Annotated in this window: 10 protein-coding genes; 6 read left to right on the top strand and 4 right to left on the bottom strand. The window is 70.3% G+C overall.

Annotated features, from left to right (window positions below; translation table 11 throughout):
• Nucleotides 1-32: 32 nt before the first annotated feature.
• The 3 genes from BXA10_RS28415 to BXA10_RS28425 all read right to left on the bottom strand — a co-directional run bounded on the left by BXA10_RS28415 (nt 33) and on the right by BXA10_RS28425 (nt 6,255).
• A complete protein-coding gene (locus BXA10_RS28415; protein ID WP_175649335.1) occupies nt 33-1,226 on the bottom strand; it encodes a M14 family zinc carboxypeptidase in 1,194 nt (397 codons plus the stop codon).
• A gap of 307 nt (nt 1,227-1,533) precedes the next feature.
• Entirely contained in the window at nt 1,534-2,496 is a 963-nt protein-coding gene (locus BXA10_RS28420) for a YncE family protein (RefSeq protein WP_076473919.1), read from the bottom strand.
• 69 nt (nt 2,497-2,565) lie between these two features.
• A complete protein-coding gene (locus tag BXA10_RS28425; RefSeq protein ID WP_084753448.1) occupies nt 2,566-6,255 on the bottom strand; it encodes a S8 family serine peptidase in 3,690 nt (1,229 codons plus the stop codon).
• 141 nt (nt 6,256-6,396) lie between these two features.
• On the opposite strand from BXA10_RS28425, the gene BXA10_RS28430 reads away from it, so the two are divergent.
• The 6 genes from BXA10_RS28430 (at nt 6,397) to BXA10_RS28455 (ending at nt 14,257) form a co-directional block, all read left to right on the top strand.
• A complete protein-coding gene (locus tag BXA10_RS28430) occupies nt 6,397-7,365 on the top strand; it encodes a helix-turn-helix domain-containing protein (protein WP_076473920.1) in 969 nt (322 codons plus the stop codon).
• Nucleotides 7,366-8,037: 672 nt separating this feature from the next.
• On the top strand, nt 8,038-9,513 hold the full coding sequence (locus BXA10_RS28435; protein ID WP_139338206.1) for an LVIVD repeat-containing protein: 1,476 nt from the start codon (nt 8,038-8,040) through the stop codon (nt 9,511-9,513).
• Nucleotides 9,514-9,597: 84 nt separating this feature from the next.
• Nucleotides 9,598-10,770: a branched-chain amino acid ABC transporter substrate-binding protein gene (locus BXA10_RS28440; protein WP_084753450.1), complete on the top strand. Its 1,173-nt coding sequence runs from the start codon at nt 9,598-9,600 to the stop codon at nt 10,768-10,770.
• Nucleotides 10,771-10,829: 59 nt separating this feature from the next.
• Nucleotides 10,830-12,737, top strand: coding sequence for a copper resistance CopC/CopD family protein (locus tag BXA10_RS28445; RefSeq protein WP_076473923.1), 1,908 nt, complete (start codon nt 10,830-10,832; stop codon nt 12,735-12,737).
• A 14-nt stretch (nt 12,738-12,751) separates the two neighbouring features.
• Nucleotides 12,752-13,504 carry a hypothetical protein gene (locus tag BXA10_RS28450; RefSeq protein ID WP_076473924.1) on the top strand — a complete coding sequence of 251 codons (753 nt, stop codon included), beginning with the start codon at nt 12,752-12,754 and terminating at the stop codon, nt 13,502-13,504.
• Between the two features lie 36 nt (nt 13,505-13,540).
• The gene (locus BXA10_RS28455) at nt 13,541-14,257 is read left to right on the top strand and encodes a YcnI family copper-binding membrane protein (RefSeq protein WP_139338207.1); all 717 of its coding nucleotides are present in this window, start codon (nt 13,541-13,543) and stop codon (nt 14,255-14,257) included.
• A 43-nt stretch (nt 14,258-14,300) separates the two neighbouring features.
• Here the strand turns inward: BXA10_RS28455 and BXA10_RS28460 are convergent, their stop codons facing one another.
• Nucleotides 14,301-14,663 (bottom strand): SUKH-4 family immunity protein, encoded by a 363-nt coding sequence (locus BXA10_RS28460; RefSeq protein WP_175649336.1) that lies wholly within the window; start codon nt 14,661-14,663, stop codon nt 14,301-14,303.
• Between the last annotated feature and the right edge of the window lie 193 nt (nt 14,664-14,856).

A 14,856-nucleotide genomic window follows, 5' to 3' on the forward strand; every position in this document is an offset into this window, starting at 1 on the left:
CCTCGTCGTCCGTGATGGTCGGGTCCCGCCGGTCAGCCGTTGCGGACCGGAATCTCCTCGTAGCGGTCAGGATCGATGTCTTGGAAGGTGTCGTCGACGAGGGAGTCGATGATTCCCATCATCGCCAGTTCGTGGACCTTCGCGATGAATCCGTGCCGCCACTGCGGGTTGGCGTGGCGCTGGCGGCCCGCCTCCATCAGCACGCTTGCGCTGCCGCGCAGCTGGTAGGAGGCGTTGGCCGAGCCGGCCAGGTCGAGGTTCTGCGGGTAACGGGTCACGCCGGAAAACGTCGACCCTCCGCGCTGGACGCCCTCCCAGGCGGCGACGTTCGCGCGGCGTGACGCGTCCCAGCCGAAGTTCGGATACACGGCCCCAGCGCCGTGCGAGCCGGGGTCACGGAGGAACTGCGCCGAGATCGACATCGGCGTGTGCAGGTCGGGAGTATGCGCGTCGCCGTCGTCGAACGTGTTGCAGGGCGCCTGATTGTGCAGGTCCACGAACACGTCTACGAGGCCGAACTCCTGCTCCAGCGCGGTGTACAGGTCGCGCGAAGCCCGCGCCTCCGGGGTGAGGTACATGCCGCGCACCGAGCCGCTGCCGGGAAGGTCCCCCGCCTGCGGCACATAGTCGAAGTCCGGGTTGAAGTCGCGGTTCAGGTCGAAGCCGGGTACCCGCGGATCGGACCAGAACCGTGGGCCGGGAAGCGAATGGTAGAACGCCGGCGGCGCGCCTGCCAGCTGCGGGAACATCGCGACCGTATCGTCCCAGGTCTGGTGGTTCTCCCGCTGATATGGGACAGCCCCGTCCGGGTTCAGCTGCGGGACCGCGACAATGGTCACGGCCTCGCGGATCTGCTGCGATCGACTCGAGCTGTCGCTCAAGCTCTTGAGCACGTTGACGAGTGCGATCGTTCCCGTTGGCTCGTTCGCATGGATTCCGGCCTGCAGGAAGATGACCTTGTCGCCGGAGCCCACTCGGACCGAGTAGATCGGTCGTCCCTGGTTCGACGTTCCGATAACGTCGGTGGTCACACCCTGGCCGGTTTGCTCAAGCTGCTGGACCACGCGCTCGATTTCCGCAGGCTGGTAATACCCCTCGACCGTCTCGCTTCCCTGGCCTTCCGGGAACTCATTGCACTGCGAGGGCTCCGCTCTGACCGGCGACGGTGACTCGACCATCGCGACCGACGTGAACACCAGCGCGGCCAAGAGGCCGGCCCCGAACACTCGACGTATGCCAGGTGATGTAGCCACCAATTTCGGTCCTCTTCTCCCTGGTCCATGACCGGCCGCGCTCGCTGCGGTCGCTTCCGCCACCAGCTTCCTCGCCGGTTTTGTGATCATCGTTGATCAATGTATTTGGCCGGGTGTCGGAGGGACACCGAACACGTGCAGGGATTTCGAGCGCCCGTTTAGGACATCCGTCGAGACGTGTGTCGGCGGCCCGGTATGACCGTGACCTGCTCGAAGAGGGCCTCAGCCGGACCGGGCGGCGTCGCGGCGAGACCGTGGCGACGTTGGCGATGCTGGACGCCTACCCGGCCGAGCGGCTGCCGGACACCACCGAGCAGGGAACCGAGCGGGACACCTGATCGCCCTCGTCGAAGGCCTCGGGCACGACCCGGCCACGGCGTCCGCCTCCAGGGGTTTCGAGCGCGCCGAGGTGCTCGACTACCTGGCCCGGGACGCTGAGAGCCGGCCGTACAAGGAGCGGCGCACGCTGGACGCGATGGTGGACGTGGTGGTCGACAGCAGGTTGATCATCCGCAGCCACCAACCGGGCACCTTCCGCGGCGACGTTGTCGAAGGCGGCGGCGTGGTGTGCGCCATCCGCGCTGCGGGCGACGGACCGCGGGGCGCCCGGGTACTCCGACCGGGAACCGTAGGTGCGGACCTTGGTCAGCGTGGTGGTGTCCCACACGTCCAGGCCAGAGCCGGGGAAGACGGTGATCGCGTGAGCGCCGTCCGGCGTGATGGTGAGGTCGTTCAGGTCCCACAAACCGTTGGCGGAGCCGTTGATGATGCCGCGTAGGGTGGCCGGTGTCGTGCTCACGTCGTACGCCCGCAGGTTGCTGGGGCTGAGGCCGGACTCGCCGGTGGCGACCGTGGTGCCGGCTCCCGCGGCCGGCGGCGCGCCGTACATCCGGTCGGCGACCTGGACCGGCGCGGATGCCGCGGCGGACAGGTCGAGGCTGAGGATGCCGCCGGCGCAGCTGCCCTTCACGCCGTAGCCCACCCAGAGCCGGTCGCCGTCCAGCGAGAGGTTGGTAGGGGAGGGGTACGCGGACAGGTCGATCTGCCGGGTGACGGCGAGGGTGGCAGCGTCGATCTTGGCGATCTCGTTGGAGCCGGAGAGCGCCGCGTAGACCCGGCTTCCATCGGGCGTGATCGCGAGGCCGGTCGGGCTGGCCAGGCCGGCGATGGTGCCGCCAGCGATCGCGCCCCTCGACGGATGGTGGGGTGTCCCGTGGCAATCCGCCCAACGATCTTGGCGCATCGCCAAGTGTTGGCCGGGACCAGGGACACCCCACAGTGAATCCAGGACGTCAGCAAAGGGTCAAAGAGGTCAGCGGAGTCCGAGGGCGCGGAGGATCGTCTGGGTGACGGAGTTGCCGGCGGAGTCGGTGGCGGTTACGCGCAGCGAGGCGAACTGCGCCTTTTTCGGTGCGTTGAGCCGGTAGGCGCCCTGGCGGTCGTCGGAGAGACGGGACCAGGTGGTGCCGCCGTCGTAGGAGACCTCAACGCGGGGCGAGCGAGGAGTGCCCCCGCCACCGACCGATACCGGGGTCAGGCCGACCGATACGGGAGCGCGTTGTTCGACCGTCACGCCGAATGTCGCGTCGCGGCGCACGGACCCGGAGGCGTCCGGGTCGACGTCGTAGCGGATCTGCAGCAACGGGAGCAGGTCCCGTTGGCCGGTGACCTTCGGGGCGGCGGAGGTGAACCTCCACTCTGTCGTGGTCGAGGACGAGTAGGGGCTGACGGACGCGTCACGCTGGTTCACGACGACCAGGCGGTACGGCAGCGGTCCGGCGCTGGGGGCCGTGGGATAGATGACGAGTCCGTTGTCGGACCTGCCCAGCTGGGTGTCACCCTGGTAGAGGGTCACGGTCTGACTCGCGTGCTGCCGGTCCGAGAGCGCGCCGACGTGGTCGGCGTTGCCGTACCCCGGCACGTCGATCCGCATCTGGTCGTCCGTACGCGTCGGCCCGAGGTAGTTGTTGTTGAGGTAGGGCCGCTGGATGGGCGTGAACCACTCGTCGCTCGACACGGTGCCGGGTTCGTACGCCCGGCTGACGCCCCACTGGCTTAGGAGGCCGTCGTAGACCTCGTGGCCCCACCGGTTCGCGCCGTCGGTGGTGACCCAGTCCGTGCGGCGGCCGCTGGCGGCCATGGCGACGTAATTCCCGATCCCCCACTCCGAGTACGCCGGGAAATCGTACCGCCATTCCTGACCGTCTCCACTGGGGACGGCACCGGCGAACGTCTCGTCGATGCGCGCGAGGTTCCTGCCCGACGCGCGCACGACCATGTCCTTCGGCACCTCGTTGTGCCAGGTGTGCATGAGGTCGTAGAGGTAGGCCAGCGTCGGGTGTGACTCCGTGCGCAGCATCGCGCCGGGCCGCTGGGCCTGGGCGATCAGCTTCGCGCCCTCGTCGGGGCTGAGGAGCCCGACGTCGAGCGCGTCCGTCCCGAAGTACAGGCGCTGCCGCCCGGGACGGTCGTTGGCCACCAGCAGCAGTTCGGCGCCGGCGTCCGCCGCCGCCTCGGCGAGCGCGGCCGGGGTCGCCGACGTGGCGCGCCGGATGACCACAGCCTTGCCCCGCGCGCCGAGGCCCGCGTAGTCCGCCGGCGCCCCGGCACCCGCGAAGACGAGCGGCAGGGTGCGGGTCCCTTCGGGCAGCGGGGTGACGCCCGACTGCCGGAGGACATCGGTGTATTCGGTCCCCCGCACGGACACCGTCAGCGCCGGCTGCTCCTTGCGCCACCTTGCACCGAGGACGAAGTCGCCGTGCGTCACCTTGCCCTGTGGCTGGATCCACAGGCTGTCGAAGCCCGTGCCAGCGAGACCGAAGTCGTGCCAGCGGCCGTCCTCGTGGAGCATCCGCGAGTACTCGAGCCGCAGGTAGCTGGGGACGCCCGGCTGCGGGGTGGTCTCATCGACCAGCCGGACGTGGCGGGCGTCCAGCGTGATCGTGCGGTCCCCGTCAAACGTGAAGTCGGGATCGCCGAGCAGCGCCAGCCCCTGTGAATTCGAACCGTGGACGCCGGGCACGGTCAGATAACCGAGCGCCGAGTACTGGTCTTCCGGAGTGTAGAAGCTGACGGTGCCATTGACCGGGACCGGAATCGGGGTCGGGTCGCCCGCCCGGAGCACGATGACGAAGGCGGACGCGGGTAGGCCCGCGGCGTCCTTGACGCTGATGGTCATCCGGTGCGCCAGCGCGCCGAGCGAGACAGCCGTGTGCGCGGCGAGCCCGCCGTCCGGTCCGGTGGCCAGGATCTGGGCGCTGAAACTGTTGGAACCGCCGGACGCGGCGTGCGGATCGATGGTCACGGTGACCGAGGTGGTGCCGTGCGCGGGCACGGTGACCCGGTCGGTCGAGAGCCGGAACATCCCCTCGGGCACGACGGGCGCCGCGATCGACAGGGCGAGAGTCACCGGCGTGGCGCCGAGGTTGGTGTACGTCACCGGGCGGCTGACGGGGTCGGCCGCGTTCTGCCCGGCGGACGCGGTGGCCGAAGCGAAGATCCCGGCGCGGGCGGCGGCTGCGACGTCCACGCGGCCGCTGCCGGCCTGGAACGCGGTGTAGTCGGGGGTCTGCTTGGCGGTGCTGGTCAGCAGGTCCTTCAACTGGGCGCCGGTGAGCTCGGGGTGCTTCGAGGCGAGTAGCGCGGCGGCACCGACCACGTGCGGCGTGGCCATCGACGTGCCGCTCATCGTCTGGTAGGGGCCATCCCCTTCGGAGGTGTACTGCGACCGCGCCGCCAGGATGTCGACGCCGGGGGCGGTGATCTCCGGCTTGAGCGCGCCGTCGCCGACTCGGGGACCCTGGCTCGAGAACTCGGCGAGGCGGTCACCGCTGTCCACCGCGCCCACGGTGAGGGCCGCGTCGGCGGCACCGGGCGAGCTGACGGTGCCGGGGCCGGAGGTGTTGCCCGCCGCGATCACGAACAGCGCGCCGGTCTGCGCGCTGAGCCGGTTCACGGCCTGCGACAACGGATCCGTGCCGTCGGAGGGCTCCTGCGAACCCAGGCTCATGTTGATGATCTTGGCCTGCTCCTCCACCGCCGCCCACTCCATGCCGGCGAGGACCTGGGAGTCGGTGCCGGAGCCGGAGTTCGCCAGCACCTTCCCGATGTGCAGGCGAGCGCCGGGGGCGACCCCCTTCTCCGTGCCGCCGGACGCGGCGCCCGTACCGGCGATGGTGGAGGCGACGTGGGTGCCGTGGCCGTGGACGTCCTCGACGCCCTCGCCGGGGATGAAGCTGCGGGTGTCGACGATGCGTCCGGCCAGATCGGGGTGGCCTTCGTCCACACCCGTGTCGAGGACCGCGACATCGACGCCCTGCCCGGTGTCGCCGCCGGCCCAAACCTCCGGCGCGCCGATCTGCCCGACCGATTCGGCCAGCTCCGGGTAGACCTTGCCGTCGAGCCAGATCTGCTTGATGCCGTTCGCGAACGTCGGGGCTGCGGATCGGGCCACTCCCGCCGCGGTCGTTCCTGCCGTCACCGCGGCCCAGAAGTCTCGCGCGTTCGCGCGGCTGGCGGTGATGGCGGCGCCGTCGACACTCGGGAGCGTTCGGACCAGCGCCGATCCCCGCGGGGCGGTGTTCGCGCGGAACCCCGGCGACTGGGCGGCGTAGGAGACGATCAGGGGCAGGTCGCCGCGGTGAGCGTCGTCGTAGCCGTCGGCGATCAGTTCCGTGACGTTGAAGAGCCGCCGGTCGAGCACACCCTTGGCAAGGTAGGACACCGCCGAGTACGGGTAGACGTACACGTCTCCCGCCGAGGCCAGGATCCTCGCGTCGGCGGGTTCGCCGTCCGGTCCCTCGACCGAGATCGTCCCCCCGCTGTCACCTGCGTCGCCGGTCGCGTTCACCGTGACGACATCGCCGGTGATCAGGGTGACGGTGTGGGTCTGCGGGGCCGCGCGTCCCGATGTTCCGCCGGGAGCGGCCGACGCCTCGCCGGGAACGATGATCGAGCTGAGTGACAACGCGAGGCAGGCGGCCGTCGCGATGGCGCGACGCATGCGTGAGGTTTTCAATAGCGGGGTTCCTTTCCGCGCCGGCGCACGTCGATGAGCGCCACTGCGGCCGAACAGTGCCAGCCGGCATCATCCGCCACAAGATTCCCTCGTGGCTGCTCACTGCCACGTGGCACAATCTCGACGATGGAGCTCGCGGTCCTGGGGTTGTCCGTCGACGAGGAGCGGGTCTACGAAGCGCTGGTAGCCCTGCCGGGGTCGACGGTCGCGGCGCTCGCCGACCACCTGTCAACCCCGGCGGGCCCCTTGCAGCGGACCCTCGCCGCGCTCTGCGCGAAGCACCTGGTGGCCCGCAGCGGCAGGCCGGCGCGGTACCTGGCCGCTCCCCCGGACATCGCGATCAACCAGCTCGTGCAGCAGCGGGAACGCGAGCTGAGCGCAGCGCGCGCCAAAGTCCACTCGCTGTCGGAGATCCACCGCAGCGCACACCGGGCGAGCCCCGAGCTCGTGATCGAGCAGTTGACCGGCCGGGAAGCGATCGCTGCGGCCGTCGCGCACCTGGAATCCGAGGCGCTCCATCAGGTCCGGGTGTTCGACACGCCGCCCTACTACGAGGCGCCCGGGGGTGAAGGCGCCGCCAGGAACACCCAGGCGCAGATCGCCCGCCACCAGAACGACGGCGTGACGCACCGCGTGATCTACAGCCTGGACGCGGTCACCTGGCCCCAGAAGCTGGAAACCGACATCCTGCCCGCCGTACGCGGCGGCGAAGAAGCCCGAACCCGGCCGACCCTGCCCATCAAGCTGATCATCCGCGACGACCAGGACGCCCTCATCCCGTTCGACCTCAGCCGCAGCGGCCTGCAGGTCGCCTACCTCGTGCGGCGCTCCCCGCTGCTCACCGCCCTCGAAGCCCTGTTCGAGGGCGAATGGGCCCAGGCCGCTCCGCTCGATGGGGGCGTCCCAGGGCCGGACGAGGAAACCCGGTCCCTTTGCAAGATGATGATGGCGGGGTTGACCGACTCAGCCATCGCGCGCGTGAACGGCTGGAGCACTCGGACCACCTACCGCCGGCTTCAGCGCCTGATGACCGAGCTCGGAGCGTCGAGCCGGTTCCAAGCCGGCAGCCTGGCGGAACGCCGCGGCTGGCTCTGAGTCGTATACCGCACGCCCGCACGCGGACGGGGCGAGTCCGGATGTTGTGGCTACCGAGATGCGGGCCGGTGCTCCGTCCGTCAGGGCGGGGGTGAAGGCCCGCGCGGGACGTCTCGGGGGTGGTGCAGCGCTCTGTCATCCGGTCGCGGCCACGCTGGCCCGGGTGGCGCTGACCCTGCCGGGTCTGGCGCTGCCCCAAGGCGGTCAGCCGATGACCCGTCCCCGGCGCAGCGCGGTCCGAGGTTTCGCCGGACTCGGTTGAGCCGGGTTTCCGGCGATCACCACGGCTTCCGCTCGGCCCGGGTGACCGCGCCGGCATCGCCTCGGCGCGGCGTGCACGAGTCCGCTGCCGATGCCGGCTCCCCACCGGCTGTCCGGCACTTGATGTAGGGGACCGGCCTCGCGCCGGCCGGAGCCGGCCGTGGGAGCGTGCTCGGCGTACTCGGGCAGTCACCGTACGCTGCCGCCGGGAATCGCGTGCAGAGCTCGGCTGACGTGCGGCTTTGCATGATCACGACGATTGACGTAGCGGCGGGGTCGCCTTCCTCGACAACTGCCGCATGACGTCCCGCTCATGCCGTCCTTAGTGTCATGCTCCGTGCGCTCTTCGGCTGCGCGGTGTCCAAGCTGCGCTGAGAGTCACCAAGGGAGAATTGCCAAGGGAGAAGTGTGGTGAAAGCGAAGCCCCTCGTCGCGGGCGCGGTCGCTCTGGCGGCGGCTCTGGCAGTGCAGCTCGGTGCGGCCGGCGCGGCATTCGCCGCCGGGCCGGGATCGAGCCCGTCGGACAACTCCGCCCACGGCGGGACGGTCCTGGACGACGTCCACAATGAGCCGACGACCGCCGTCGCAGGCAACGTCACGTTCATCGACAACGTCAGGGGAGTCAGCGGCTACTCGGCGCTGAACTTCATCAACTACGACAAGTACGGCTACGACTTCATGTTCGCCAACGGCACCGGCGGTCTGGCCGTCTGGTCGCTGAAGGACCCCAAGCACCCGGCCCTGGTCTCGAAGATCACGGCGGCCGAGCTGCGCCTGCCGGGGGACACCCAGGACAGGTTCTGGGAAGGCGAGAACATGACCGTCGACCCGAAGCGCAAGCTGGTCTTCCTCACCCGGGACCCGCGTGGCTTCGGTGGCACCGTCTCGACCGGCCAGTCCGGCGTGTACATCGTCGATGTCAAGAATCCGTGGAAGCCGGAAGTCGTCACCTTCCACCCGATTCCGGCCGGGCACACCGCCACCTGCATCAACGACTGCAAGTACCTCTGGTCGGTCGGTCCGGCCAACACGGGTACGCCGGGCCAGGACCCCTCCTGGAAGGGTGTGCCGGTGCGGGTGACCGACATCCACGACATCAAGCACCCGTACACCTTCGACCAGGCGGTCGATCTGGGTCGGCACGACGGGGTCACCGACTACGTGCACAGCGTCGACGTCGACAAGAACGGCATCGCCTGGGCCTCCGGTGAGGGTGGCGTGCGCGGCTACTGGACCGAGGGCCGGCATTACGACCCGGTGCAGAAGCGCAACCGCGTCGCGACGGCGTACGACCCGGTGCCGTACGCGGGCGGGACCGTCGTGGCCACCAACCCGGCGGGCACCGAGTTCTTCGACTTCTTCGACCACAACGCGTACCACAACACGGAGAAGGTCGGCGACTTCGACAAGGGTGAGCTGCTCTACATCACCAACGAGAACATCACGACCTGCTCCCGGGCGGGCGAGTTCAAGATCGCCTCGTTGAAGGGCAGCTACGACGGCGAGGGCTGGCGTTCCACGCCGGAGAATCCGTTCCGGCTGGACCTGATCAGCCACTGGTCGCCGTGGGGCAAGGAGGGCTCGGCCACCACCGGTAGCTGCTCCGCGCACTGGTTCACGGTGAACGGCAACATCGTGGCGCAGGGGTGGTACGGGCAGGGCACCCGCTTCATCGACGTGTCGGACCCGAAGAACCCGACCCAGGTCGGCTACTTCCGGGTGCCGGCAGGCGAGGGTGTGACCGGCGGTTCGGCGTCGGCCGTCTACTGGCACAACGGGCTGGTCTACGTCGCGGACTACAACCGGGGCGTCGACGTCCTGCGGTTCGACGGCAAGCTGGCCGGCGCACCGGACGACAAGATCTGTTGGAACTCGTGCGACAAGTAACCGTCTGAACGAAAGCACCGGCCCGAGCGCGGCGACGCTGCGCCCGGGCCGGCTTTCGGTGGTGACGGATCTGGAGGTAGAACGGTGCGACGCAGAGGTGCCGTGCGCTCGGTCGCGCTGGGCGCGGCCGCGCTGCTGGTGAGCGGCCTACTCGGCGCGTGCTCCGGCTCTGACGAGGGCGGGGGCGAGGGCGGGGGCGCCCCGAAGCTGCGGGGCGAGATCACGTTCGGGGTGCTGGCCCCGCTGTCCGGCGACCTGGCTGAGCGTGGGCAGGACCTCGTCGACGGGGCGCAGCTGGCTGCCGCTGAGCTCAACGATCAGGGCGGGGTTCTGGGTCGGCAGGTGAAGGTGGTCGTCGAGGACGGCGGCTGCACGGCGGCGACCGGCGAGCAGGCCGCGACGGGCCTGGCCGCCAAGAAGGTCGTGGGGATGGTCGGCGGACTGTGTGAGGACGCGGCGGTGGCGGCGGCCAAGACCGTGGCCGCGGCCGGCACGCCGTTCCTGGTCTCCTCCGCCCCCGCCGACCGGCTGATCGAAGCAGGCGTGCCGTCGGTGTTCCCGATGGAGGCGACGGTCTATCAAGAGGCGCTGGCCGCGGTGCACTGGATGGGCTACCGGAGCGCGCAGCAGGTGGCGGTGCTCGATGACGGCTCGCCGGCCGCACAGCGGCTGTCCGGCCTGGTGGTCGACCGGATCAAGGCCGACGGCCTGCCGGTGAGCAGGCGGAGCACCGCTGGTCCGGATCTCGCGAAGCTTGCCGGCGCCGTTACCGCCGCCAAGGCGGACTTCGTCTACTGGACGGGGGCAGCGCAACCAGGTGGACGACTGGTGAGCGCACTACGCCAGGCCGGCTACACCGGCAATTTCATGGCCTCCTCCGAGTCGGACAGCCCCGAGTTTCTGCAGGCTGCCGGCGGGGCGGCCGAGGACGCATTCCTCACCACGGCCGCGGGCCCGAAGCTTCTCCCGACGGCGGCGGACTGGGCCGCCCGCTTCAAGGACCGTTACCGGCGGGACCCGGGCCGGGACGCCATGCAGGCCTACGACGCGCTCCGCGCGCTGGCGCAGGCGGTGCGCCAGGCAGGGGACACGGCACCCTCGAGGGTCGTCGACAACATCCCGCGGCTCGAGGACTTCACCACCTTCACCGGGGTGCTCCGCTTCGCCGCCGATCACTCGATGACGTACGACAACTACGTCATCGCCCAGGTCCAGGGCGGCACGTTCACCCTGGCCAGCAAGCTGCGTACGGACTGAGCCGGATGACGCACAGGATTCGACTCGCAGGCCATCGCTGGGCCCGGCTGGTCACGCGGATGACGGTGGTCCTCCTCCTCGCGACCGGCGGCCTGGTCACCAACCTGGCGTCCACCGCACAGCCGGCGTACGCCCACGCCTACCTGGTGGAGACCTCGCCGGTCGACGGCGAGGTGCTGGCCTCGCCCCCGGCGGAGGTCCAACTCCGCTTCAACGAGGCGGTCAGCTTCAACGAGCGGTCGATCCAGCTGCTCGACACCAACGCGGAGAAGCTGACGATCGGGACTGTCGGTCACGTGGACGGGAAGGCCAACACGGCGCAGGTCGGCCTGCCCGCGGACCTGGCCGAGGGAACGTACGTCCTGGCCTGGCGGGTCACCTCCGCGGACTCGCACGTGGTGTCGGGCGCGCTGACGTTCAGCATCGGCCATCCGAGCGCGACGGCCGCCCCGGTGGAGCAGGACGCCCACCGTGCCGTAGTCGTCGTCGACGCGGTCGGCCGTGCCCTGGCCTTCCTCGGGATGGCCCTCGCCCTCGGTGGCGGGCTGTTCGTGGCGGTGCTCTGGCCCACCGGCCGCACCGACCGCCGCGGCCGGCGCATCGTGTGGTCGGGATTCGCCGTGCTGGCCGCCGGCACCGTGGTGGTCCTGCTCGTGCAGGGGCCGTACGCCGCCGGCACGTCGCTGGCCGGAGTGTTCGACCCGGACCTGCTCGGCGCGGCACTGTCCATCCGGTTGGGCCACGCGCTGCTGGCGCGGCTGGTGATCGTGCTCGCCCTCGGCGTGCTGTTCGGGCTCGCCGTACGCCACGGGTCACACCCTGCTACCACCGCGACAGCGACCACCACCGCTCCTGCCACAGCCGCCGGGACGGCGACCGCTGGGACGGCGACCACCGCGACGGCGATCGCCGAGAAGGCGGCTACCCGGACGGCGATCGCCGAGGAGGCAACCGCCGGGACGGCGAGCACCGCGACGGCGATCGCCGAGGAGGCGGCTACCGGGACGGCCGGAGCGGCCGACGCCACCCGCCGGATCGTGCTGCCCGCGGTCGCCGCGGTCGGCGCCGTCGCCCTGCCGCTGACCTGGACGCTGACGGATCACGCGCAGACCGGCGTGCAGACCTGGCTGGCCGTGCCGGCGACCAGCCTGCACCTACTGGCCATGGCCCTGTGGCTGGGCGGCCTGATCACGCTCGCGGCCTGCGTCCTCATCCCGGCCGGCAGGCGGGAGTCCAGCCGAGCCGTCACCCTGGCGCCCGCGCTGCCCAGGTTCTCCGGGCTCGCGCAGGTCTGCTTCGCGGTGATCGCGGCGACCGGCGTCTACCTGGCCTGGCGGCAGGTGGGGACGTGGGCCGCGCTCGGCGCGACCGACTTCGGCCGGCTGCTCCTCGGCAAGCTCGCCGTCGTCCTCGCCGTGGTGGGTCTCGCCGCCGGAGCGCGGCGGTTCGTACGGCGGCGCGGCCGCGAGCCCCTCGGCCTCGACGCCGCCCCCGCCGCCGCGGTGCGCCGGCTGCGCCGCTCGGTCGTGGGAGAGATCCTGCTCGGGGTAGCCGTCGTGTCGATCACGGCAGTGCTCGTCAACACCGCCCCGGCCCGCACCAGCTACGCGCCGCCGGTGCACACCACCGTCCCCGTTCCCGCCGCCGCGGCCGAGTCGGCCGCCGGGCTGCGGGACGCCTCGATCGAGGTGAACATCGAGCCGGCGCGGTCCGGCGACAACGTGGCCGACATCTACCTCACCGGCCCGGACGGCTCGCTGGTCGCGGTACCCGAGGTCTCCGGTCAGCTCGAATCACCCGACCGCGACGTCCCGGCACTGCCGGTCACCGTCACCGCGGCCGAACCCGGTCACTACGTGGCGAACTCGATGTCCATCCCCTTCCCGGGGGAGTGGGTGCTGCGGCTGGACATCCGAGTCTCCGACTTCGACGAGACACCCGTGCGCGTCCCGTTCACGGCACGCTGAAAGGTAGGTAACACATGCGAGGCGCTTACCGAAACGCGTCCCGGGGCCGGCCGACCACGATCGCCGCCGGCTTGCTCGCCCTCGGCGTGCTGGCGGGCTGCTCCAGCGAGGGCCCGGCACCCGTGACCAAGCCCCCCTACACCGTGGACTCGGTCCGCTCCGGCCTGGTCAGCCCCGAGGACCTGGGCGACGGCGCGATCGAGATCGAGGACGAGGGCCACTCCTCGCACGTCATCTACACGCCCCCGAACAGCATCCCGACCTGCCCGTACGTCCAACGTTCCGAAAACGTCGAGGTCGCCGTGGAGCCGGCGATCGAGCCGGTGGGTGGGAATCCGACCGGACGTACCATCGTCGCGCCTCAGAAGGTGGGGCCGTCGTCGCTGCCGGTCGTCACCCAGGGCGCGGTGGTCTTCCAGAGCTCCTCGCTCGTGGACGACACGATGAACGCCGTCGTGGCCGAGGCCAACAAGTGCCCGGCGACGTTCAGCGTGCTCGGCGGACCGCCGACCGTCGTGGGTGAGTACAAGGTCGGCAGTCGGCCGATCGAGATCAACGGGTGGAAGGGGTTCGCGCAGCATCTCGTACACACCTCGCCCCCGGAGGTGAACCCGGAGACCTACGACGACCTGGTCACCGTCGTGGTGCGCAAGGCGAACGCCATCATCTACGTCGGCTACACGCAGATCAAGTCCGTGGGCAAGCGCGCCGACTCCGACGAGAAGGTCAAGGCGTTGATGAAGACCACGCTGGCCCGTCTCGGCTAGTCATACTGTCGATCGATAGGAAGCTGGGGAATGCGCATGCTCCGCCGAGTTGTACGTGGCCTCGTAACCGTAGGCGTGGCGGCCTGCCTCGTCGGCGTCCTACCGGCCGCGGCGTTCGCGCACGTGACGGTCAACCCGGGCACGGCCACCCAGGGCGGTTACGCCGCCCTGACGTTCCGGATTCCCACCGAGAGCGACGACGCGAGCACCACCAAGGTCGAGGTGCAGTTCCCGGCCGACTCCCCACTGGCCTCGCTCTCGGTGAAGCCGCACGCCGGTTGGTCGTACGAGATCACGAAGAAGAAGCTGACCACACCGATCGAGGCGCACGGCGCGCAGATCAGCGAGGTCATCGACAAGATCACCTGGACTGCGGCGGATCCGCAGTCGGCGATCAAACCGGGTGAGTACGACGAGTTCTCGGTGAGCGCCGGACCGCTGCCCGCAGCCGACCAGTTGGTGTTCAAGACGCTGCAGCACTACAGCAACGGCGAGGTCGTGCGGTGGATCCAGGAGCCGGCCTCCGGTACCGACGAGCCGGAACGGCCCGCGCCGGTGCTCCGGCTCGTGGCCGAGGCGAATGCGGCATCGTCCCCGGCGGCGGGCACCGAGCAGGCGGCGGTGGCCGTGGACAGCGCGCCCACGGCGCAGTCGGATGCGGGAAGCCGGTGGGCGGTCGGACTGTCCGTCGCCTCGCTGGTGGTCGCCCTGGTGTGCGCGGCGATCGCCGTGCGATCCCGCCGGACGCGGTGAGCGCCTGATCGGGGCTCCTCACGCCGGACGCGAGGGGCGCCGATCAGCACCGCCAAATGCGGCTCAGCGGCAGAAGTGGATGTCTGCATCCATCAGTAGAGCCACCGGTCGAGCTGCCGTCCGACGACCGCGCCTCCACCTCACCGGTCCCCGGCGCGCCGCCGTACACCCAGTCCAGGTCGTCGGAGTTCGCCAACCGGTACATCGTCGGCTCCGCGTGGAATGACACCGCACACACGAGGTCATCGATCAGCGGTACGCCAGAGGAGACCAGCGCTGCCTTCTGCGGCTCGGGAATCCGCCACGTCGCCACGTCCAGCTCGGTGGCACGCACCACCCGCCCAGTACCAGCCCAGGCCGTAACCGCTTCGCAATCGGGAGGCAACGGAAGATCATCAAAGGGCACGCCAATGAGGGTAGTCCGGGCAAGGTTCCGAGCACCCAGTGTCGTGTAGTGGCAGGCATCCGACCACGGTCACGACAGGACGACGCGACGCCCGACCAGCGGCAGATCAGGACGCCGGGGCGGCGGCACGGTCGCTCGTCGCCACGACGGCGTCGATCTCGAACTCGACCAACCACGCCGGGTCGATGAAGCG

This window comes from Micromonospora avicenniae (assembly GCF_900156065.1).
In the GTDB taxonomy this organism is placed as follows: domain Bacteria; phylum Actinomycetota; class Actinomycetes; order Mycobacteriales; family Micromonosporaceae; genus Micromonospora; species Micromonospora avicenniae.